The organism is Acidobacteriota bacterium (genome assembly GCA_030697165.1).
GTDB lineage: Bacteria > Acidobacteriota > Vicinamibacteria > Vicinamibacterales > UBA2999 > 12-FULL-67-14b.
Genome location: JAUYQQ010000023.1, coordinates 142,336 through 162,490 on the forward strand (window position 1 = coordinate 142,336; position 20,155 = coordinate 162,490).

The window sequence follows — 20,155 nt, forward strand, 5'->3', positions numbered from 1 at the left end:
TCAGGCCACAGATTAGACACAGATTGGACAGCGACCGACGGGCAACAGAACAGCTACGACCCATTCGCCGAGTGTACGACATCGAGCACCGCTTCGGCGGCGCGCTCGCTGGCCCCCGGACCGCCGAGCCGGCGGCACACGTCAGCCAGCTGCACGATCATCTGCTCGCGATAGCCGGCATCGGTCGTAATGCGCACGGCTTCGGCGGTAACCGCCTCGGCCGTGCAGTCGTCCTGGATGAGCTCCTGGACAATCCGCTGACCCGCGATCAGGTTAACCATGGCGTACATGTCGACCCGCGCCAGGCCCTTGCCGAGCCGGTAGGTCAGCGGCGATAGCTTGTACAGCACCACCATGGGCTTGCCGTGCAACGCCGTCTGCACGGTCGCGGTGCCCGACGCAGTCACGACCGTATCGGCAGCCTGCAGCACATCGTCTGTCCGGCCTTCGACGATGCGGAGGGTGACGCCCGGGATGCCGAAACTCTCGAACAATCGATCGGGCAGGTTCGGCGCGCGGGCAACGATGAACTGGACGTCCGGCACCTGCGCCGCAATCTGCGGCGCCGCCGCCGACATCACCGGCGCCAGCCGCTCCAGTTCGTTCGGGCGGCTGCCCGGCAACAGGGCCATCACCGGCTTCGCCGGATCGAGGTTCAGCCGCCGCAGCAACTGCTCGCGCGATTGCACGGGCGCGACCATGTCGACGAGCGGGTGCCCGACAAAGCGCACGTCCATGCCCGCGTCGCGATAAAGCGCTTCCTCGAACGGAAAGATCGGCAGCACCCGATCCACGAATTGCTTCATGGTCTTCATTCGCCCGGCCCGCCACGCCCACAGCTGCGGGCTGATGTAATAGATCACCGGCACGCCAAGCCGCTTGATCGCGCGCATCAGCCGGAAGTTGAAATCGGGATAGTCGATGACCACCAGCGCGTGGGGCCGGCGAGTACGGGCGGCCTCGGTCAGCAGGCGCAGTGTCCGGAACGAGCGCGGCAGGACGGCGAGGGCTTCGGTCAGCCCGGTGACCGAGAGACCGTGAAAGTCGGCGACCAGCTCGCCGCCGGCCGCCTTGAACCGTTCGCCGCCGAGGCCGAACACCTCGATCTCGGGCTCGCGCTGGCGAAGAGCGGCGACGAGCGCGCCGGCGTAGAGATCGCCGGAGGGCTCGCCGCACGACAACATGAGCCGGGTCACTCGGGCCTGGCGGGCGGCCGTCGTTGGAAGTCCGCCGACAGCAGGTCGATGTTCTCGATCGCAATGCGCTCGAAGTCCCCGAAGCCGACCCCCTTCAAGTCCTTCACGAAGGCATCGGCGTTGCCGACCAACACGATCGACAGTTGCGCCGGGCGAATGAACCAGCGCGCCACCCGCTGGATCTCGTCGGGCGTGACTCGCAAGATCCGCTCGCGGTACTTCGGCAGATCATCAACCGGCAGCTCGTAGAACAACTGGTTCAACACCTGGGTGGCGATGGCGTCGGGCACCTCCAGCGACAACGGGAAGCTCCCCACCATGTAGTCCTGCGCCCCCGACAGTTCCTGATCGAAGACGCGTTCGCGCTGCAGCCGCGAGAACTCGTCCACCACAATCCGCAGGGCTTCGGCCGTATTCGAGGTTTGAGTGTCGGTTTCGGCAACGACCGCGCCGGCCATCTTGTAGGTGTCGAGATCCGCGGACGCGCCGTAGGTCAGCTGCCGCTGCGATCGCAGCACCTGCTGCAGGCGGTTCGCGCCCTCGCCGCCGAGAATCTTGACCGCCTGGTCGACCGCCTCGTAGTCGTTGTGCTTGCGCGGAATGGCGAGGTGCCCGACGCGGATCTGGGTCTGCACCGCGTCCTTCTTGTCGATCACGATCACCCGCTTGGTGGGCTGGGGCGGTTCGATCGACGTTTGCTCCGGCACCACCCCCGGCTGCCACCCGCCGAAGTGCTTCTCGAGGCCCGCCATCGCCTCGGCGGCCCCGATGTCGCCAACAACGGCGAGCAGGGCGTTATTGGGCAGGAAGTACTTCTTGTGGAAGTCCACGAAATCGGCGCGCGTCAGCGACGCGAGCGAGGCCGCGGTGCCGGCGCCGGGCATGCCGTACGGATGGAACCCGTAAATCAGGCGATCGATGACCCGGCCCGCCACCGCTCCGGGATCCTCGGCCGACACCTTCAGCGCCGACAACGCCTGCTGGCGCTGGCGCTCGATCTCGTCGGCGGCAAAGGTCGGCCGCTGGACGACGTCGGCCATCAGCTCGAGCGCGAGGTCGTAGCTGTCCTTCAGCACCACGGCGTTGATGAAGCTCAGGTCGCTGCCGGCGCCGGTGCCGAGGATGCCGCCGACAAAGTCGATGGTGTCGGCGATCTGCTCGGCCGAACGCTTGCCGGCGCCTTGATCAAGCAAGGTGGCCGTGAGCATCGCCAAGCCGTGCTTGTCCTTGGGATCCTGCGCCGCGCCGGCGCGGATGATCATGCGGACGCTGACCGACGGCTGCTCGTTCTGGCTGACCAGGACCACCTGCAGCCCGTTGGCGAGCTTGCGGATCTCGTACGGCGGGAACACCACCGGTCGGGCCGGCAAGGGGCGCGGCGGACCCTCGCGTGGCCAGTCGGTGACGCGCGCGCCCTGGGTGGACGACTGGCGGAACTCACGCGCCCCGGGCACGACCTGCGCCGCGACAATCGCGGTCAGCGCCGAGAACAGCGCCAGCGTGGCGACAGCCTTGACCCTCATTTCGCCACCTCGTTGAGGCCGCCCCGCGGCATGATGCGCATCACCAGGCGCCGCTCGGGCACGAAATACTGCTGGGCCGTCCGCTTGACGTCGGCGGTCGAGACCTTCAGGAAAGTGTCGAACTCGCCGTCGGCGGTGGCCATGTCCTTCTGGATCACCTCGGCGTGCCCCATCTGCGACGCCTTCTCCTTGATCGACAGCCGGCTCAGGACGTAGTCGCGGGAAAACTGGTTCTTGGCGCGCTGCAACTCGCGCTCGGAGATGCCGTCGGCCTTGAGCTTGTCGAACTCGGCAATCAGCGCCTGCTCCACTTCATCCGGCGACTTGCCCGGGTTGACGAGCGCCACCGCGTAGAAAATGCCGGGGTCTTCGAGAAAGCTGCTGCTGCCAAACGCGGTCAGCGCGAGCCCGGTCTCGTAGACCAGCTTGCGGTAGATGCGCGAGGTCTGCCCGTCCGACAGCGTCTTCGACATCACGAACATTGGATACGAATCGGGATGCCCGTTGTACGGCGCCTGGTAGGCGACGATCACCGCCGGCAACGGCCACGGCTGCTCCAGGTTGATCCGCCGTTCCTGCGTGCGCAGCGGCTCCTTCGGAATGTCCCGGGGCACCGGCTTCGCCGACTTCGGGATGCGGGCGAAGTACTGGTTGACCAGGGAGATCACCGTTTCGGTCTCGAAGTCGCCGGCAATCAACAGCGTCGCGTTGTCGGGCACGTAGTAGGTGTTGTGAAAGTCGCGCACCTCGTCGATGGTCGCGGCGTTGAGGTCGTTCATGCTCCCAATGACCGGGTGCTTGTAGGGGTGGACGTCGAAGGCATGGAAGCTGATCAGTTCGTTCAGCAGCCCGTAGGGCGGGGTCTCGATGCGCATGCGGCGTTCTTCCTTCACCACCTCGCGCTCGGCGATGAACACCTTCTCGTCGATGCGCAGGCTCGCCATGCGGTCGGCCTCCATCCACAGCGCCAGCGGCAGGTACTGGGCCGGAATGGTCTGCCAGAACACGGTGGTGTCCTCGTTGGTGTAGGCATTGGCCTGGCCGCCTACCGACGCGATGATCGAGGTGTGCTGTTCGGGCTCGATGTTCTTGGAGCCCTTGAACATCATGTGCTCGAAGAAATGGGCGAAGCCGGTACGGCCCGGCTTCTCGTTCTTCGAGCCGACGTGGTACCACAGCTCGACCTGCACAATCGGGGTGGACTTGTCCTGGTGCATGACCACGACCATGCCGTTGGGGAGCACCAGCCGCTGGTACTCGAGCTTCGGCGGCCGCACGTCAGCATAGAGGGGCGCCAGCCAGACAGTCGCGCCGATGGCGACCATCCCAAGGATTACGTAGAGGCGAGTCGGTAGACCCGCCTGTGCCAGCGTGGTGAGTGTCCGCATTAGTTGTCCGTCTCTTCAACCTTCTGGAGGCGCGCCTCGAGATCCTTCAAGTGGCGCCGCATCTCCGGCAATTTCCGGAACACGACCGACGACCGGCGCCATTCGGTATTCGCAATGGCCGGGTACCCGGAGACGAACTGATCGGCTTCGACGGAGTTGGTGATGCCCGACTGCCCCACCGCTTTCACGCGGTCGCCAATCGTCAGGTGGCCGCCCACGCCGACCTGGCCGCCAAACGTCACGTGATCGCCAACCACCGTGCTGCCGGCAATGCCGACCTGCGCGGCCAGCAGCACGTGGCGTCCCAGCACGACGCCGTGCGCAATCTGCACCAGGTTGTCAATCTTGGTGCCGGTCTTGATCCGCGTCTCGCCCACGGCCGGCCGATCGATCGTGGTGTTGGCGCCAATCTCGACATCGTCTTCGATCACCACCGGCGCGGTCTGCGGGATCTTCTCGTGCGAACCATCGGGCCGCTGCGCGAAGCCGTAGCCGTCGCTGCCAATCACGGCACCGTTCTGCAGCACCACGCGGTCGCCGAGGGTGCAGCGCTCGCGGACCGACACGTGCGCATGCAGCACGCAGTCGTCGCCGATCGTCGCGTCGGCGCCAATCACGACGTGGGGATGAATGATGGTACGAGCGCCCACGCGGGCGCCGGCGCCGACGACCGCAAACGGGCCGACCGAGGCGGTGGCATCGACGGTCGCATCGGCCGCGACCGACGCCTGCGGGTGGACGCCCGGCTCGGGCAGGCGCTCCGGCGACAGCGCCCGGGCGGCGCGAGCAAAGGTCAGGTACGGCGTCGAGCTGCGGATAATCGCGCACGGCGCGCCGCTCACGCTGCTGGCGGCAATCACCGCGCTGGCGCGGGTCGCCGCGAGCAACGCCGCATATTTCGGATGGGCGAGGAAGGTCACGTCACCGGCGCCGGCCGTCTCGATCTTGGCCACGCGGTGAATCTCGATACCGGAATCGCCCTCGACGGGGCATTCCAATCGCTGAGCCAGCTCGCCGAGGGTCACAAGGTCGAGAATATCACGCGGTCGTCGTGGCCATCCGCTCCACGAACCGGGCCAGTTTCGGCAGGTGCAGCCGGCGCGCGACGTCGTGAATCGCCCGATGACGCTGCTCGCCCCGCAGCACGAACGCGCGCCGCAAGTCGGTCAGCGCGGCGCTCGGCGCCACCTGCCACTGCACCACGTGCAGGGCACGCCGGGCGCCGCGCCAGGCCAGGAAGTGACCGATGACGGTGAACGTGAAGAGGTAGCCGAGCACGTTGGGACCCGGGATGAGTGCGACCGGCGCCGAAGCGATCAACCCGACGGAATGCACGGCGAGCAGCCTGAGGTGACGGTCGGCGTCGCGCTTCATCGATGCGCGCATTACGCCCTCGGCTTCGCCCGGGCCCATGTCGGCATCGGCATGCAGTGTGGCCGCGTCGGCCGTGCGCAGGCGCCAGAGCAGCCGCTGTTCGGCAATGCGCTCGGCAATCCAGCGCATCGACTTCTGCTGCATCATTCCCAGGAACGTCGTGGGCACTTCTGGCGCCACCTGGTGCCGCGCCCGTTCCGCCTCTTTCAATTGCGCCTGAAAGCGCGCCCGCGCCCGGCCAAAGAATCCCTTGTCCCCAACCGGCTCATCCGGCTCCTCATCGTCTGGCGCCTCGTAATAGGCTTCGAAGCGATCCGAGGCGATCGGCACGAGATACACGTCCATTACTTGTTAGGACGTCGAATTCGGCGCGGAGTTCGCACCGGCTCTGCCGGAATCGCCGGCTTGCCGGCCTGCTCCCACGCGCCGACGATCATCGAGGCCACCGCGGTGATCGACGCGTTCAGCTGCCGCTCGAGGGTCGGCAGCGTGCCCTTGCCGAACGCCGCGAAGTAGCCGTCGTCATAAAACTCGCGCCCGGCGGTCGCGGCAAGGTCCGATTCGAGCACGTTGGCGGCGGCGCGGTTACTGGCCAGCAGCACCTCGAACATGTAGTCGCGCGGACTGGTGACGGCGGTGGCCGGGGCCGGCTTGATGACGAGACGGCTGCGGTTGCGCTCGAACAGTTCCGACTCCCAACGCGAGTGCACGCCGTCCTGGCCGGTGACCTGGCCGTTGTAGTTGACCACCGCGTGCAGCGGCACGAACGCGTCCGACACGTAGTGCGCCAGCACCGCCGCGAACAACACGATGTTGTCGACCGCGTAGGGGGGCGGCGTCTGGCGCTTCAGCGCCTCGAACTCCCGTTGGAGGTGGCCATAGAACTCAGCCGTTCGCCAGGGCAGCAGCCCCTGCGTGTGCACGACATCCTTGCCGAACTTCTGGACGGCCGCGTCGTAGTCGCGCGGCAGCGCGGCGAACGGATAGGGACCGTAGGCCTCGTAGTCGATGTCGAGAAAGTGATTGGGTGGTTCCTGGTCAAAGCCGACCGTTCGCCACATGTCGGGATCGACCGACCGCTCGACGACGAACGCGCGGCGCTTCTCGAAGAGCGGCTTCAGCTCGGGTGGCAGCAGCTCGATCATCCGATCGACGATGAACTTGTGAGCTTCGAACCCCCAGGCCGCCGCCGAACTCGGCAGGGCGATGGTGGCGGCGAGGACTAGCGCGGCAATTCGCATGCCTCCATTATGACGCCGGGTGCATTTTTCTGTGTGACGCCCCGAAACAATGCACCCGGCGTCTTACTGAATTCTGGTCGCCGACCATCCATAGGCGCCGGCATTCGCGTAACGGTAGTCGTTGAGCCAGATCGCCGGGGGCGCGGTGCTGCGGTCAACGTGCACGAACGGGAACCGCGACCAGCGCAGGAACGCGCGGGCACGCGGCGACTGCAGTGCTGCCTGTGCCTCGGCCTGGTCGAACCCTTTCGGGATGCCAAACCCGGCAGGACGGAAGTGCGGCAAGGGCTCGAACCACAGGTTGCCCTTCTCGTAGCGATCGCCCAGGTCAACCACCACTTCGCGGCTGAACGGATTGACGGCCACGGGCGTGACCATGAAGGGCGTATCCACGGGGCGACCGGCGCGGTCCAGCCCGCCGCTCACCACCATTCGTGCCACCGCATTCGATGCCAACATGGTGACGACGTAGACGGCCGACAGCGCGACGCCGATGCGGGCGGGCCGGGCGGCGCCGGCGAGGCCCTTCCGTTCGCGCCGCAACGACCCCCACCACCCGAGGCCCAGCGCGAGATAGAGCCAGGGATCGACAATGAAGAGGGCGTCACCGTAGAACCAGCGCTCGGACCAGGGCATGAGCAACCGGAGGCCGTAGCTGTTCATCAGGTCCATGAACACGTGCAACAGCACGCCGAGGTACGACAACCGGAGTAACTCGCGCGCCACCGCGCGCGGTGGCGCCTGCGCACGGCGCTGCAGCACCAGGCGATCGTAGGCGAGCATGGCGCCGGTCAGGATGATGGGCAGCGTGGCCTGGGCCAGCACGCCGTGGGTCCAGCCGCGGCGGAACGACATGGCCAGGGTGTTGGTCGCAAACACCGCCACGTCGATGTCGGGCAGGTTGTTGGCGAGCACCAGGGTGCTCATGCCGAGGGTGGTGCGGCGGGCGAGGCCGGCTTTGCCGATGGCCGCGCCCACCAACGAGTGACACAGGTTATCCACGCCGCTCCAGGAACGCCTTCATCGCATCGTCGCGCAGGTCCTTGCGCAGGACTTTGCCAACGTTGGTCTTGGGCAAATCGGTGCGGAACACCACGAGGCGCGGGATCTTGTAGGCCGTCAGGGTCTTGCGGCAGTGGTTCCGCACGTCGTCTTCGGTGAGCGCGGGATCCTTCTTGATCACGAACGCGACGACCACCTCGCCGGTTTCGTCATCGGGGACGCCCACCACTGCGGTGTCAACGACGCCGGGATGCTCGGCGATGGCGGCTTCCACCTCGTTGGGGTAGACGTTGAAGCCGCTCACCAGGATCATGTCTTTCTTGCGATCGACGATCTCGATGTAGCCCTCGTCATCCATCTTCGCAATGTCCCCAGTAGCGAGCCAGCCGTCGGAGAGCGAGCGAGCGGTCTCGTCGGGCCGCTGCCAGTACCCCTGCATGACCTGCGGCCCCTTGATGCACAGTTCGCCGACCTCGCCGAACGGCACGGTCTGGCCTTCAGCATTGACGAACTTCACGTCGGTGCCGGGAACCGGCACGCCTATGGAGGCGCGCTTGGGCCGCTGGAACGGGTTCAGGGTGGCCACGGGCGAGGTTTCGGTGAGACCGTACCCCTGGTAAATCGGCGTCTTGGTCATGGCCTCCCACCGCTCCCCGATCACGGGCACCAGCGCCATGCCGCCGGCGACCGAGCCGCGCAACTGCCAGTTGGTGCGGGTCTTGAACCACTCTTCGTGCATCAAGCCGGCGAACAACGTGTTCACGCCGGTAAACCAGGTGATTGGTTCGGTCTCCATCACTGTCTTGAGATTCGACAGCGGCCGCGGGCTCGGAGACAGCACGTTGCGGCCGCCGGCGATGAAGAAGATCATCAGGTTCGCCGTGAACGCGAAGATGTGGTACAGCGGCAGCGCCGTCAGCATCACTTCGTCGCCCATGCGCAGAAACGGCTTCCACATCTCGAGACTCTGCGTGGTGTTGGCGACGAGGTTGCCGTGCGTCAGCACCGCGCCCTTGGCGACGCCGGTCGTGCCGCCCGTGTATTGCAGCGCCGCAATGCTCTCGTGATCGAGCGCGTCGGCATACAGCCGCGGGTCGGCGCCCGCAGCCATGCGATCGGCGCCGGCGGCCAGCGCGCGCCGGAAGGTGGTGTGCGCGAAGGTAATTGGCGGCACCATCTTCTTGACGTACTTCTGCACCGCGCCAATCAACAGGCGCTTCACTGGCGACAGCAGGTCGCCGATTGACACGACGATCACCGTCTTGATGGCGGTCTTGGGCAGCACCTCGGCCACCTTGGTGGCGAACAAGTCGATCACGATGAGACCGGTGGCGCCACTGTCAGAGAACTGGTGCATCATCTCGGCGGGCGTGTACAGCGGATTGGTGTTCACCATGATCAACCCGGCCTTGAGCGTCCCGAAGACCGCGATCGGGTAGGCCAGGCAATTCGGCATCTGGAGGGCGACCCGGTCGCCGGCCTTGAACCCGGCCACTTCGCGCAAGTAGACCGCGAACTGGTCCGACAGGCGATCGACCTCGGCGTAGGTGAGGCCACCTTGCGATCCGTTGGGCAGTCCGAGGGTGAACGCGGTCTGCGGCGCGTAAGTGGCGGCGGCGTCACGAATCGCCGCAGCCATGTGCGGCCACTTCAATGGCCCCAGGTCCTGGGCGGTTGACGGATGATAGAAACGTGTCCACGGACGAGTTGGGTTCGTCATTTTGGGTTCCGGGGCGCAATTCTTGCACAGGCCATGGTAGCCATGACACAAATCCTGCGCACGACGGCGTTTCTCAGCCTAATCGCCCTGGGCGCCGCCTGCGGTCAGCAGGATTCGCCCACTTCGCCATCCCCAACGGTTGCCAATTCATCCATTTTTTACACGGCGATCGGCGCCAGTGACGGGATTGGCTTTGGCGGGTCGTCGCCCTGCCTGCCGTTTTCCGACTGCCCCACAGGCACCGGCTACGTCCAGACCTTGCGCCGCCAGTTGGCCGAGGGCGGCCGAACCGTCGAACACCGCAACCTCAGCATTCCTGGGTCGGTCCTGAGCAAGGCGGTGTTCGACCTGGCTGCCTCGATCGGCCGCCCGATTGATTCGCTGGCCGGCAACTTCATCGAACGCGAGGCGCCGTTCGTGCCGACGACGACGACCCACGTGACAATTTTCGCGGGCGGTAATGACGCCAATACGATTGCCCTCGCGGCGAGATCGCAAGGCGGGGCCGATCCCAACGGGTTCGCGGCCACGCAGATCCAGCAATGGGGTATCGACCTCGAGGACCTGGTGGCCCGGATCCGTGCGCGTGCGCCCAACGCGCGGATCGTGGCCCTCAACCTCCCCAATCTGGCGGCGTCACCCTACCTCTCGGGTAACCCGACCGCCGAGAAGAGCCTGATGCAGCGGGTGGCTGTCGGCCTGTCGGACAAAATCAACGCGCTACAGTCAAAAAACGTACTCGTGGTCGATCTGATGTGCGATGCGCGGCTCTATCTGCCGTCCAACTACGCCGCTGACGGCTTTCACCCAAGTGATGGCGGCTACGCCGTGTTCGCCGAACTGACCCTCCCGGCCCTGAGGGACGGCACGAATCGCACGCCGTCAACGACCTGCCCGCAACGCCGCGTCTTTCCCTAGATTCACAGGAGATCAGGAGTCTCAGGAGAAAACTCCTGATCTCCTGGACTCCTGTTCTTAGGGGCATCGGCCCATTGACCGAATCTAACCGACCCACGCTTTGTGCAGTTTCTGAACTTTCCCGATCGCACTTTGCAGTTTCTTGTCAGAATCTACCTTGTTGATGGGTGGAATATTGCAAAGTGATGCCTGAAACGTGCATAATTTGTCATCCGACCGCTCGTCGAGCGGTCTTTCATACAAAAGGGGCAAATACGCATGGGTTCCGCAGCATTGGGCGAGGCAATCAAGGGCATCCGCGGGTGGGCTATGACCGAGGGGCGGTTGGCGCACACCCCCGCGAACGTGAAAGACACGTTCGGCGCGCGCGTGTTCAGCGACAAGGTCCAGCAGGCCAGGCTGCCGAAGCCCGCATACAAGGCGCTGCGCGACACCATCATGCGCGGGGAAGCGCTCGACGCGTCGACGGCCGATGCCGTCGCCTCGGCGCTGAAGGATTGGGCGGTCGAGCACGGCGCGTCGCACTTTACGCACTGGTTCCAGCCGCTCACCGGCATCACCGCCGAGAAGCACGACTCGTTCTACGGCCCCACGGCCGATGGCCGCGCCCTGGCGGAATTCAGCGGCAAGGAACTGGTCCGCGGCGAGCCCGACGCCTCGAGCTTCCCGTCGGGCGGCATTCGCAGCACCTTCGAGGCCCGTGGCTATACGGCATGGGACCCGACCAGCCCTCCCTGGCTCCTGGTCCACAACAACAGCGCGACGCTGGTGATTCCCACGGCGTTTGTCAGCTGGACCGGCGCGGCGCTCGACAAGAAGACGCCCCTGCTCCGCTCCATGGAAGCGCTCTCGGCGCAGGCGGTGCGCGTGCTCAAGCTCTTCGGCTCGAGCGCAACCCGCGTGACCGCGACCTTCGGACCCGAGCAGGAGTACTTCCTGATCGACAGCAACTTCTACTTCGCGCGGCCTGACCTGCTGAACGCCGGGCGCACGCTGTTCGGCGCCCGTCCGCCCAAGGGCCAGGAGCTCGAAGATCAGTACTTCGGCTCGATCCCGGAACGCGTCCTCGCCTTCATGGCCGAGGCCGAAGCCGAGCTCTACAAGTGCGGCGTGCCGATCAAGACGCGTCACAACGAGGTCGCGCCGTCGCAGTACGAAGTCGCGCCGATCTTCGAGAGCGCCAACGTCGCCACCGACCACCAGATGATGACCATGGAGACGCTGAAGCGCGTCGCGCCGAAGTACGGGCTGGCCTGCCTGCAGCACGAGAAGCCGTTTGCCGGCGTCAACGGCTCGGGCAAGCACCTCAACTGGAGCATGGGCGACGACCTGGGCAACAACCTGTTGAACCCGGGCGATACGCCGCACGACAACATGCAGTTCCTGTTCTTCTGCACCGCGGTGATTCGCGCGGTTGACGTCTCGCAGGGCCTGCTGCGCATGAGCATTGCCCACGCCGGCAACGACCACCGCCTCGGCGCCAACGAGGCGCCACCGGCGATCCTGTCGGTGTTCCTCGGCGACATGCTCACCGAGATATTCGATCAGGTGGAAGGCGGCGGAGCCAAGAGCACCAAGGCCGGCGGCTTCCTCGACATTGGCGTCGCCGCGCTGCCGCAGCTGCCGCGCGATGCCGGCGACCGCAACCGCACCTCGCCGTTTGCCTTCACCGGCAACAAGTTCGAGTTCCGCGCCGTCGGCTCGACCCAGAACGTCGCGCTGCCAGGCACCTGCCTCAACGTTGCCGTCGCCGACTCGCTCGACGCGCTCGCCACCGAGCTCGAGGCCAAGCTGGCCAAGGGCGAAGCACTCGAAGCCGCCGTCGCGTCGCTCCTGCGCGCGACCATCAAGAAGCACAAGCGGATCATCTTCAACGGTAACGGCTACTCGAACGAATGGCAGAAGGAAGCGGCCAAGCGCGGCCTGCTGAACCTGAAGAACACCGTCGATGCCCTGCCCGAGATCATCAAGCCCGGCGTGATCAAGGCGTTCGAGAAGTTCAAGGTCTTGACCGAGGCCGAACTCCACGCCCGTTTCGAGATCAACCTCGAAACCTACTGCAAGACGATCAATATCGAGGCGCAGCTGATGGTGTTGATGGCCAACCGCTACATCCTGCCGGCGGCGTTCGAGTACGTGAAGCGGGTCGGCCAGAGCGTCGCGGCGGCCAGGGCCGGCGGCGTGCCCAGCAAGGAAGGCAAGAAGGTGCTGGCGCAGATCGTCAAGCTGACCGACGCGTTCCGCGCCCAGACCGAACGGCTGGCGGCGGCCCTCGACCACAGCAGCGCCTCGTCCGAGAAGCACGCCAAGTACATGCGCGACACGATCGTGCCGGCCATGGTCAAGCTGCGTGATCTGGGCGACCAGATCGAGGTGGTCGTGCCGCACGAAGTGTGGCCGCTGCCGACCTACCGCGAGATGTTGTTCGTAAAGTAGTTCTTACAGGAGGCCAGGAGTTCAGGAGCCAGTCTTTCAAAAGACTACTCCTAGGCTCCTGATCTCTTGTGTTCGTGAGCGAGGGCCATCTACTATCTGGTTCTTGCCCTGGGTCATTTTTACCGTCGCCCTCGCAGTCCGACTGCTCCACCTCTTGCAGATCCAGCCCTCCCCTTTTTTCGACGTCCTGCTCGGTGACGCCCACGGTTACGACGAGTGGGCCCGGCGCCTCGCCGCCGGTGACTGGGTTGGCACGGAAGTCTTCTACCAGGCACCTCTCTATCCGTACTTCGTCGGCGGCGTCTACGCGGTGTTCGGCCGCGACCTGCTGATCCTGCGCGTCTGCCAGGCGGTGATCGGCTCGGCGTCGTGCGCGCTGCTCGGCATGACCGGCGCCCGCCTCTTCTCGAAGCCGGTCGGTTTGATCGCCGGTTTCGGGCTGGCGCTCTACGCGCCGGCGATCTTCTTCGACAGCCTGATCCAGAAGTCCGTGCTCGACATGTTCTTCGTGTGCCTGAGCCTGTGGCTGATGGCCCGAATCCTGCGCGGTGGCGCGACGCCTGCGAACTGGCTGGCGCTGGGCCTGGCGATGGGCGGACTCGCGCTCACTAGAGAGAACGCACTGGTCTTCATCGCGGTCATCGTCGGGTGGATCATCGTTCGCGCCCGCACCGGCCCTGACACTCCCCCCGTTGGCACCGTAGGCACCGTTGGCACCGTTGGCACCGTTGGCACCGTTGGCACCGTTGGCACCGGAGGCACCGTAGGCACCTTAGGTGCCGTAAGCACTTTCGTCCTCGGCCTCACCGTGGTCTTGCTGCCAGTTGCCGCGCGCAATTACGCCGTCGGCGGCGACTTCTATTTGACGACGTCTCAATTCGGCTCGAACCTCTACATCGGCAACAACCCGCGCGCCGACGGCACCTATGCCTCGATCCGGTTTGGCCGCGGCGCCCCCGAGTTCGAGCGGATTGACGCCACCGAGGTTGCCGAGGAAGCCGTCGGCCACGCGCTGACCCCGAGCGAAGTGTCCAGTTTCTGGACCGGCCGCGTCGTCGACTACATCACGTCGCAACCGGTGGACTGGATCCGATTATTGGGGCGCAAGGTCCTGCTACTGGTGAACGCGACCGAGATGCTCGATACCGAAAGCCAGGAGAGCTACGCCGAGTGGTCGTGGCCGCTGGCGATCGGCAGCTGGGTCGGGCATTTCGGCGTGCTGGTGCCCCTCGCCGTTGCCGGGGTGTTCGTGACCTGGCCGCACCGCCGGAACCTGTGGCTGCTGTACGCCATGACCCTCGCCTACGCCGCCAGCGTGGTCGTGTTCTACGTGTTCGCGCGCTACCGCTACCCGCTGGTACCGTTCCTGCTGCTGCCGGCGGCAGCCGCAATCGTGGGTGGACAAGCGTTCTGGCGGGAAGCCTCGGTTCGGATGCGGGGGGCGGCGCTCGCAGGCGTCGCCGCCTCGCTGGTGGTGGCGTACGTGCCGTTGCTGTCGCCGACGCTGATGCGCAGCATTACCGAAACCAACCTGGGTACCGCCCTGCAGGCGGCAGGGCGCCACGACGACGCCGTGGCGCACCACCAGCGCGCCATCGCGCTGGCGCCTGACCACGCGCCGGCCTACAACAACCTGGGCGCGTCGCTGCGCGCCGCCGGACGGCTGGACGAAGCGATCGCTGCTTATCGCCAGGCGCTGGCACTCCGACCCGACTTCGCCAGCGCCAGCTACAACCTGGCCAATGCCCTGCTCGCCAAGGGTGATGCCGGCGGCTCGGTCGAGCAGTTCCGCCAGGCGCTTCAGTCAGCCGACACGGTGGAGGCGCGAAACAATCTGGGCATCGCGCTCGCCGGCAAGGGCGATGCCGCCGGTGCCGTCGCCCAGTTTCGCGCGGCGCTGACGCTGGACGACCGTTCCGTGCAAGCCCATCGCAACCTGGGCAACATGCTGATCGACATGGGCAACCGCGCCGAGGGAATGGCTCATCTCGAGCGCGCGGTCGCGCTGGCGCCGGCTGAGCCCGATGCCACCTACGACATCGGCGCGATTCTGCTGGAGGAAGGAAACTTCGCCGGCGCCGCGCAGCGCTTTCGCGCCGTGTTGGCCGCAAGACCAGGCTGGGCCGAGGCCCACAACCACCTCGGCATCGCCCTGGCCCAGCAGGGCCGCATGGCCGACGCCCTCGCAGAGTTCGAGCGCGCCGTCACGGCGCGTCCCGACTACGCCGAAGCCCGCGCCAACCGCGACCAGGCCCGCACCGTCCTCGGCCGCAAGCCATAAAAACAAACGAGGCGGCCACATTGGCCGCCCCGTCTGCATGTCGATTGGCACCGTAGGCACCTTAGGCACCTTAGGCACCTTAGGCACCTTAGGCACCGTAGGCACCTTAGTGGCCTACCACCTCGTCACGACACCGAGTCCATACATCCGCCCCTGCATGATGCTGTTGGGCGCGAGGTAGGCCGACGACAGCGCGTTGGTCGTGATGTAGCTGATGATGGCGTCGGAGTTGTTCACGTTGAACACCTCGAACGTCGGCAGGATGGTGAAGCGGTTCACCCGGAAGGTCCGCGACACCTTGAAGTCGAGTTGAACGATCCGCTCGACCTGTGTCGCGCGCACCGACTCGAGGTTGTAGGTCATCGAGGGCTGAGCGAAGGTCGCGGTCGGCATGATGATCTGTCCGGCCGGGCACGGCGACGGGCAGCTGGCCGGGTAGCGCGTTGCACCACGCGTCACCGTCATGACGCGCGAGCTGGTCGGGCTGCTGTTGTTCTGGAACGACATGGCGAGGTTGACGCCCCAGCCGATGTCCTTCGTGCCCGACAGCTTGTACTGCGGCCGGTAGGGGATGTCGAGCAGGAACTCGTCACAGAGCCCCTTGCCGTTACCGCCGAAGTTTGGGTCGTCCGGCGACGTGCAGTTCTTCTGCCGCTCGCGCTCGAACGACATGCCACCGCTCATCTGACCGCCGCCGGGAATGCGCCAGCGGGTATCCAGGACGAACGACTCGTACTTGTTCACGCGCTCCGGATCGTAGGTGTCGAGGTTGCTCGTCGCCCGGGTGACCGTGCGCGCGTAGACTTCGAACGGCTGGCCGGTGGTCGGGTTGTACCACGTGTACGGCACGTAGTCGGCGTGGGTGTAGCTCCGGTTGATGGTGGTGGTCAGGTTGCGGAAGTCGCCCTTCCACCAGGCGCCGGCCAACGACAAGCCGGGGAGCAGCTCGTGCTGCACTTCGACGCCTTGCTCCAGGTTCCAGGTGCGCGGGTACTCGCCGTACTCGTTCAGCGCGGCAATACCGAAGTTCGAGGACAGGCCGGTAAACGAGATCTCGCAGCCGACGCTCGGGTAGCCGGTGCAACCGCGTTCGCCCTGCGCGATGTCGTCACCGTTGACGTCGCGCCAGGGTAACGTGGCGGTCTGGCTGAGCAGGGGGTTATACGCCGCGGCTATACCCGTCGTGCGCGACAGGTTGTAGCGGTTGAACGAGTACTTGAGGGCGGTGCGACCGTTGCCCATCAGGTCGTAGACCAGCGCCAAGCGCGGCGCGAAGTCACTCCAGTCTGGCACGTCGAGGATCTCATCGAAGGCGCGTTCCGGGACGAACCGGCCGGCCGGCGACTTGCCGGCCAGCACTTTGGCGTTAAGCGTTTCCCAGCGCAGGCCGACGTTGGCTGTCAGCCGGTTCAGCCGAATCGAGTCTTGGATGTAAATCCCCAGGTCGCGGTTGAGGCGCTCGCCGTAGCTTAGCGGCGAGTTGCGAATCAGCACGCTGTCGGGCACCGACCAGCGGACGCCGGTGCTGCTGCTCCGGTATTGCTGGATCAAATCCGCATTGGCATCACGGGTATGCTTGAACGTGCCCTGCCGGTTGTTGGCGCCCATCTTGATGGTGTGCACGCCCTTCACGTAGGTGGCCGCGAAGTTCCAATAGAACGCCACCGGGCTCTCGGTGGTGTTGGTCGGGCCGGCCTGGGTGTAGCCGCCGAGGTCCTGTTCGTTCTTGGCCGCCTTGGCAAACCACGCGGCCGTGCCACGCGGCTGCTCGATGCCCTCCCGGTACTCGTTGGTGTAGTACTCGGTGTTGTTCGACCAGCCGGCCTCGAGGAACAGCGAGCTGGAGATGGGCGAGGTCCACTTGATGGCGGTCGTGTGATACGCCGGCGAATTCCACACCGTCGCCGCCGTCTCGGGATCGTAGTTGGCCTGCATATCGTGGCCACGGTACTTGTCGATCTCGTCGAAGTAACCCGAGAACTTGTTGCGCGGCGTCGCCTGCCACGTCAACCGCGTCATGCCGTTCAGGATGTACTGGTCGTCAACGCCCTGACTGCCATCGTCAAAGAACGTGTTCGCAATGAAGTTGTTGACCGAGTTGTAGCGAGTCGCGCCGAAGATCCACAACTTGTCTTTCTTGATCGGTCCGCCAATGGCGAACGAGTAGTCGACAATGCGGTCAATGGCGTTGCCGGCCGACAGGCCCCGCGCCTGGTGCCGGTCAGTCAGGTTGCTCGACTGCCAGGCACCCGGCCGGCTCACCGCCTTGAAGTCGCCGCTCCAGCGGTTGCCGCCCTCGCGCGGAATCATGTTCAGGCGCACGCCGCCCGACGAGGTTTCGGCGCCAATGCCGGCGGTCTGGTAGCTGACCTCGGCGTTCATCGAGTCGTTGAAGTAGCTCTGGATGGCGCCGTCGCCCTGCAGGCCGTTGACCATTTGCCCGTCCACCAACACCGTGGTGTTGGACGTCGACATGCCGTGCGTCGACATGTAGGTCTGCTGCATGGCACGGGCGCCGCCGGTGTCGGGCAGGCTCAGGTTCACGCCCACCACCAGCTGCGCCATGCCCTGGATGGTGCGGCCGGTCGGAATAGCGTCAATCGCTTCGCGGTCGAGCACGGCGGTCTTGGCCGCGGTCGTCACGTCGACGACCGGCGATGAGCCGGTCACGGTGATGGTTTCTTCGAGGGAGCCGACCGCCAGCTCGGCGTTGATGGTCGCGGTGAACTCCGACGCCAACTGCAGACCGTCGCGGCGGAACGTCTTGAAGCCCGGCAACGTGAAGGTCACGCTGTAGATGCCCGGCCGCAAATCGGCAATGCGGTACGAGCCGTTGCCGTCGCTGACCGACGCCTTGACCTTCTCGATGATGACGTCACTCGACGCCTCCACCGTGACCCCGGGCATTGTCGCCCCGGTCGTGTCCTTGACGATGCCTGTGATCGCGCTCTGGGCGTAAGCGGCGGTCGACAGGAGCATCGCCCCGACACACGCCCAGAACGTCCGAGCCAACATTCTTCGCGCCATGCTGTTCCCCTCCAGTGCAACACCCGAAACCCGGACCCGTGCGAATGGCACACGCCGGACACAACACCAACCGAGTCGAAACAAGTGCGAACCGGCGGCCGGCCGGCTTCATGCAAGAGCGGTATGAACGCGACCAGCGGCGCGAATGGGAGGCTATTCCCAAGGGGTTAAAGTGTCAATACAAACCATTACACTTGCCTGCAACTTATTGGATCCGGAGACACTCAGTTCCAATCATGAATTCAGCAAGGGAAACAGATGGCTCGGTCGGGCGGGTGGGGCCGGTCGGGCCGGTGGGGCGGGTAAGATAGTGGGATGCGATTATTGATTGTGACGACGCTGTTGGCCATGAGCGTTGCGGCCTGCGGCGGCGGCTCCGACACACCCACCGCCCCCAGCGCCAACGTGCCGTTCTCGACCGTGGATGTCCGGGTCGGCACCGGCGCTGAAGCCAACACCGGCCGCCGGGTCACGGTGAACTATGCCGGCTACCTGTACAGTGCCACGGCGGCTGAAAACAAAGGCAACCGGTTCGATGCGGGCACCTTTCCGTTCACCGTCGGCAGCGGAGTGATTCAGGGGTTCAGCCAGGGCGTGATTGGCATGCGCGTCGGCGGGCTGCGCCGCGTCATCATTCCTCCCAGCCTGGGTTACGGTGCGGCGGGGTCACCACCGACCATTCCCGGCAACGCCACGCTCGTGTTCGACATCGAGCTGCTCGCGGTTCAGTAGTCTGTAAGACTCATGGCGCAGGGAAGCGCGGGTCGGGCCACAATGGTCAGATGCTCGACGATGTCAGCGGGTACAGCCGGGGGATGTACGCCAACTGGTTCTGGCACCATTCCCTGCAACTGTTGATTGACGCCGGCGAGGGGCTGCAGCTCGCACTCGGCTCCAACGTCTTCTCTCCTTCAGTGCTCGCCATCAGCCACGGTCATTCCGACCACGTGCTTGGCCTGCCGGGCCTCGTCGCCGCTCGCCGATTCAGCAAGGGCGCGACCGACAAGCCGCTGACCATCGTCTATCCAGAGGACTCGCGAGGGGTTCAGGCGGCGCGCGACCTGCTGGGCACTGCCTATGCCGGCGTCGTCTTTCCACTCACGTGGCTGGCCGTTGCGCCGGGGACCGCGGTCCCGCTTGGCAAGGGACGGTCGCTCGAGGCCTTTGCGGTTCGCCATGTCGAGGGCGAGCCGGCCCTGGGCTACCGGGTGGTCGAAACGAAACGGCGGCTCAAGCCCGAGCACGCCGCGATGAGCCAGGCCGAGGTCGAGGCCGCGGCCCGCGACGGCCGCCGCGAGTCGCTGCTCGAAACGGTCACCCACGTCCGGTTCGCCCACTCGGGCGACGCCATGCCGATCGATCCGGCCCTGGTCGCCGGCGCCGACCTGCTCGTGCACGACGCCACGTTTCTCGAGGAGCCCGATCGCAAGTATCCCATCCACGCCACCACCGAGGAGGCGCTGGCCGTGGGCCGCGCCGCCGGCGTGAAGACGCTCGTCCTCTATCACCTGTCCATTCGCTACGACCGCGCCACCGCCTTGCCGGCCCTGCGCGCGCAAGTGTCCGCCAGCGGCTTTACCGGCGAGTGCTGGCTGCTCGACGAACACAAACTAATCGCACTCCAGGCACCTTAGGCCCGCCTTCGCTCGCGAGAGATGGCGGCGAGCTTCGGCGAGGTCCCGCCGAAGCGGCCTTTGGCCGCGTAGGCGGACACCTTAGGCACTATAATTTTTGGAATCGTGACGCTGACCCAGAAAGATGTGACGCGGATCGCCGAGTTGGCCCGCCTCGAACTCACCGCCGACGAGCTCGACCTGTTCACGCGCCAGCTTGGCGGCATCCTCACCTACGTCGAGCAGATCAACGCGCTCGACACCTCCGGCGTGCCGCCGACGTCGCACGTGCTCAATCGCCCGGTCGATCGCGACGACACGCTGCAGCCGTCGTTGTCGAGGGAAGAGCTGCTGGCCAACGCGCCCGATGCCGCCCGCGAGGCCGGCCTCTTCAAGGTGCCACGAGTCATCGGATGATCCGCCTTCGCCAAGGCTA

15 protein-coding genes are annotated in these 20,155 nt (G+C 65.7%); 6 read left to right on the forward strand and 9 right to left on the reverse strand.

What is annotated here, in order from left to right; all coding sequences use genetic code 11:
• Nucleotides 1-53: 53 nt before the first annotated feature.
• From lpxB to Q8T13_22820, 8 genes are all read right to left on the reverse strand, one after another.
• Nucleotides 54-1,196: a lipid-A-disaccharide synthase gene (gene lpxB / locus Q8T13_22785; GenBank protein MDP3720600.1), complete on the reverse strand. Its 1,143-nt coding sequence runs from the start codon at nt 1,194-1,196 to the stop codon at nt 54-56.
• Nucleotides 1,193-2,719 (reverse strand): pitrilysin family protein, encoded by a 1,527-nt coding sequence (locus Q8T13_22790; GenBank protein MDP3720601.1) that lies wholly within the window; start codon nt 2,717-2,719, stop codon nt 1,193-1,195. Before Q8T13_22790 ends, lpxB begins: the two co-directional genes overlap by 4 nt.
• Nucleotides 2,716-4,107 (reverse strand): pitrilysin family protein, encoded by a 1,392-nt coding sequence (locus Q8T13_22795; protein ID MDP3720602.1) that lies wholly within the window; start codon nt 4,105-4,107, stop codon nt 2,716-2,718. The genes Q8T13_22790 and Q8T13_22795 overlap by 4 nt, the downstream gene beginning before the upstream one ends.
• Nucleotides 4,107-5,132 (reverse strand): UDP-3-O-(3-hydroxymyristoyl)glucosamine N-acyltransferase, encoded by a 1,026-nt coding sequence (lpxD, locus tag Q8T13_22800; protein MDP3720603.1) that lies wholly within the window; start codon nt 5,130-5,132, stop codon nt 4,107-4,109. Before lpxD ends, Q8T13_22795 begins: the two co-directional genes overlap by 1 nt.
• 13 nt (nt 5,133-5,145) lie before the next feature.
• A complete protein-coding gene (locus tag Q8T13_22805) occupies nt 5,146-5,826 on the reverse strand; it encodes a hypothetical protein (GenBank protein ID MDP3720604.1) in 681 nt (226 codons plus the stop codon).
• Nucleotides 5,826-6,722 carry a hypothetical protein gene (locus tag Q8T13_22810; protein ID MDP3720605.1) on the reverse strand — a complete coding sequence of 299 codons (897 nt, stop codon included), beginning with the start codon at nt 6,720-6,722 and terminating at the stop codon, nt 5,826-5,828. Before Q8T13_22810 ends, Q8T13_22805 begins: the two co-directional genes overlap by 1 nt.
• A 63-nt stretch (nt 6,723-6,785) precedes the next feature.
• Nucleotides 6,786-7,724 (reverse strand): metal-dependent hydrolase, encoded by a 939-nt coding sequence (locus tag Q8T13_22815; GenBank protein MDP3720606.1) that lies wholly within the window; start codon nt 7,722-7,724, stop codon nt 6,786-6,788.
• Nucleotides 7,717-9,444 (reverse strand): AMP-binding protein, encoded by a 1,728-nt coding sequence (locus Q8T13_22820; protein MDP3720607.1) that lies wholly within the window; start codon nt 9,442-9,444, stop codon nt 7,717-7,719. Before Q8T13_22820 ends, Q8T13_22815 begins: the two co-directional genes overlap by 8 nt.
• Nucleotides 9,445-9,486: 42 nt before the next feature.
• On the opposite strand from Q8T13_22820, the gene Q8T13_22825 reads away from it, so the two are divergent.
• The 3 genes from Q8T13_22825 to Q8T13_22835 all read left to right on the forward strand — a co-directional run bounded on the left by Q8T13_22825 (nt 9,487) and on the right by Q8T13_22835 (nt 15,079).
• On the forward strand, nt 9,487-10,362 hold the full coding sequence (locus Q8T13_22825; GenBank protein ID MDP3720608.1) for an SGNH/GDSL hydrolase family protein: 876 nt from the start codon (nt 9,487-9,489) through the stop codon (nt 10,360-10,362).
• Between the two features lie 258 nt (nt 10,363-10,620).
• Nucleotides 10,621-12,798, forward strand: a complete 2,178-nt coding sequence (locus tag Q8T13_22830; GenBank protein ID MDP3720609.1) for a glutamine synthetase III — start codon at nt 10,621-10,623, stop codon at nt 12,796-12,798.
• Between the two features lie 103 nt (nt 12,799-12,901).
• Nucleotides 12,902-15,079, forward strand: a complete 2,178-nt coding sequence (locus Q8T13_22835; protein ID MDP3720610.1) for a tetratricopeptide repeat protein — start codon at nt 12,902-12,904, stop codon at nt 15,077-15,079.
• Nucleotides 15,080-15,193: 114 nt separating this feature from the next.
• Here Q8T13_22835 and Q8T13_22840 read toward each other — a convergent pair whose 3' ends face one another.
• Nucleotides 15,194-18,106 carry a carboxypeptidase regulatory-like domain-containing protein gene (locus tag Q8T13_22840; GenBank protein MDP3720611.1) on the reverse strand — a complete coding sequence of 971 codons (2,913 nt, stop codon included), beginning with the start codon at nt 18,104-18,106 and terminating at the stop codon, nt 15,194-15,196.
• A 315-nt stretch (nt 18,107-18,421) separates the two neighbouring features.
• On the opposite strand from Q8T13_22840, the gene Q8T13_22845 reads away from it, so the two are divergent.
• The 3 genes from Q8T13_22845 (at nt 18,422) to gatC (ending at nt 20,136) form a co-directional block, all read left to right on the forward strand.
• Complete coding sequence (locus tag Q8T13_22845; protein ID MDP3720612.1) at nt 18,422-18,838, forward strand: FKBP-type peptidyl-prolyl cis-trans isomerase; 417 nt, start codon at nt 18,422-18,424, stop codon at nt 18,836-18,838.
• Between the two features lie 50 nt (nt 18,839-18,888).
• The gene (locus Q8T13_22850; GenBank protein ID MDP3720613.1) at nt 18,889-19,740 is read left to right on the forward strand and encodes an MBL fold metallo-hydrolase; all 852 of its coding nucleotides are present in this window, start codon (nt 18,889-18,891) and stop codon (nt 19,738-19,740) included.
• 105 nt (nt 19,741-19,845) lie between these two features.
• Nucleotides 19,846-20,136, forward strand: a complete 291-nt coding sequence (gene gatC, locus Q8T13_22855; protein MDP3720614.1) for an Asp-tRNA(Asn)/Glu-tRNA(Gln) amidotransferase subunit GatC — start codon at nt 19,846-19,848, stop codon at nt 20,134-20,136.
• The last annotated feature ends 19 nt before the right edge of the window (nt 20,137-20,155 follow it).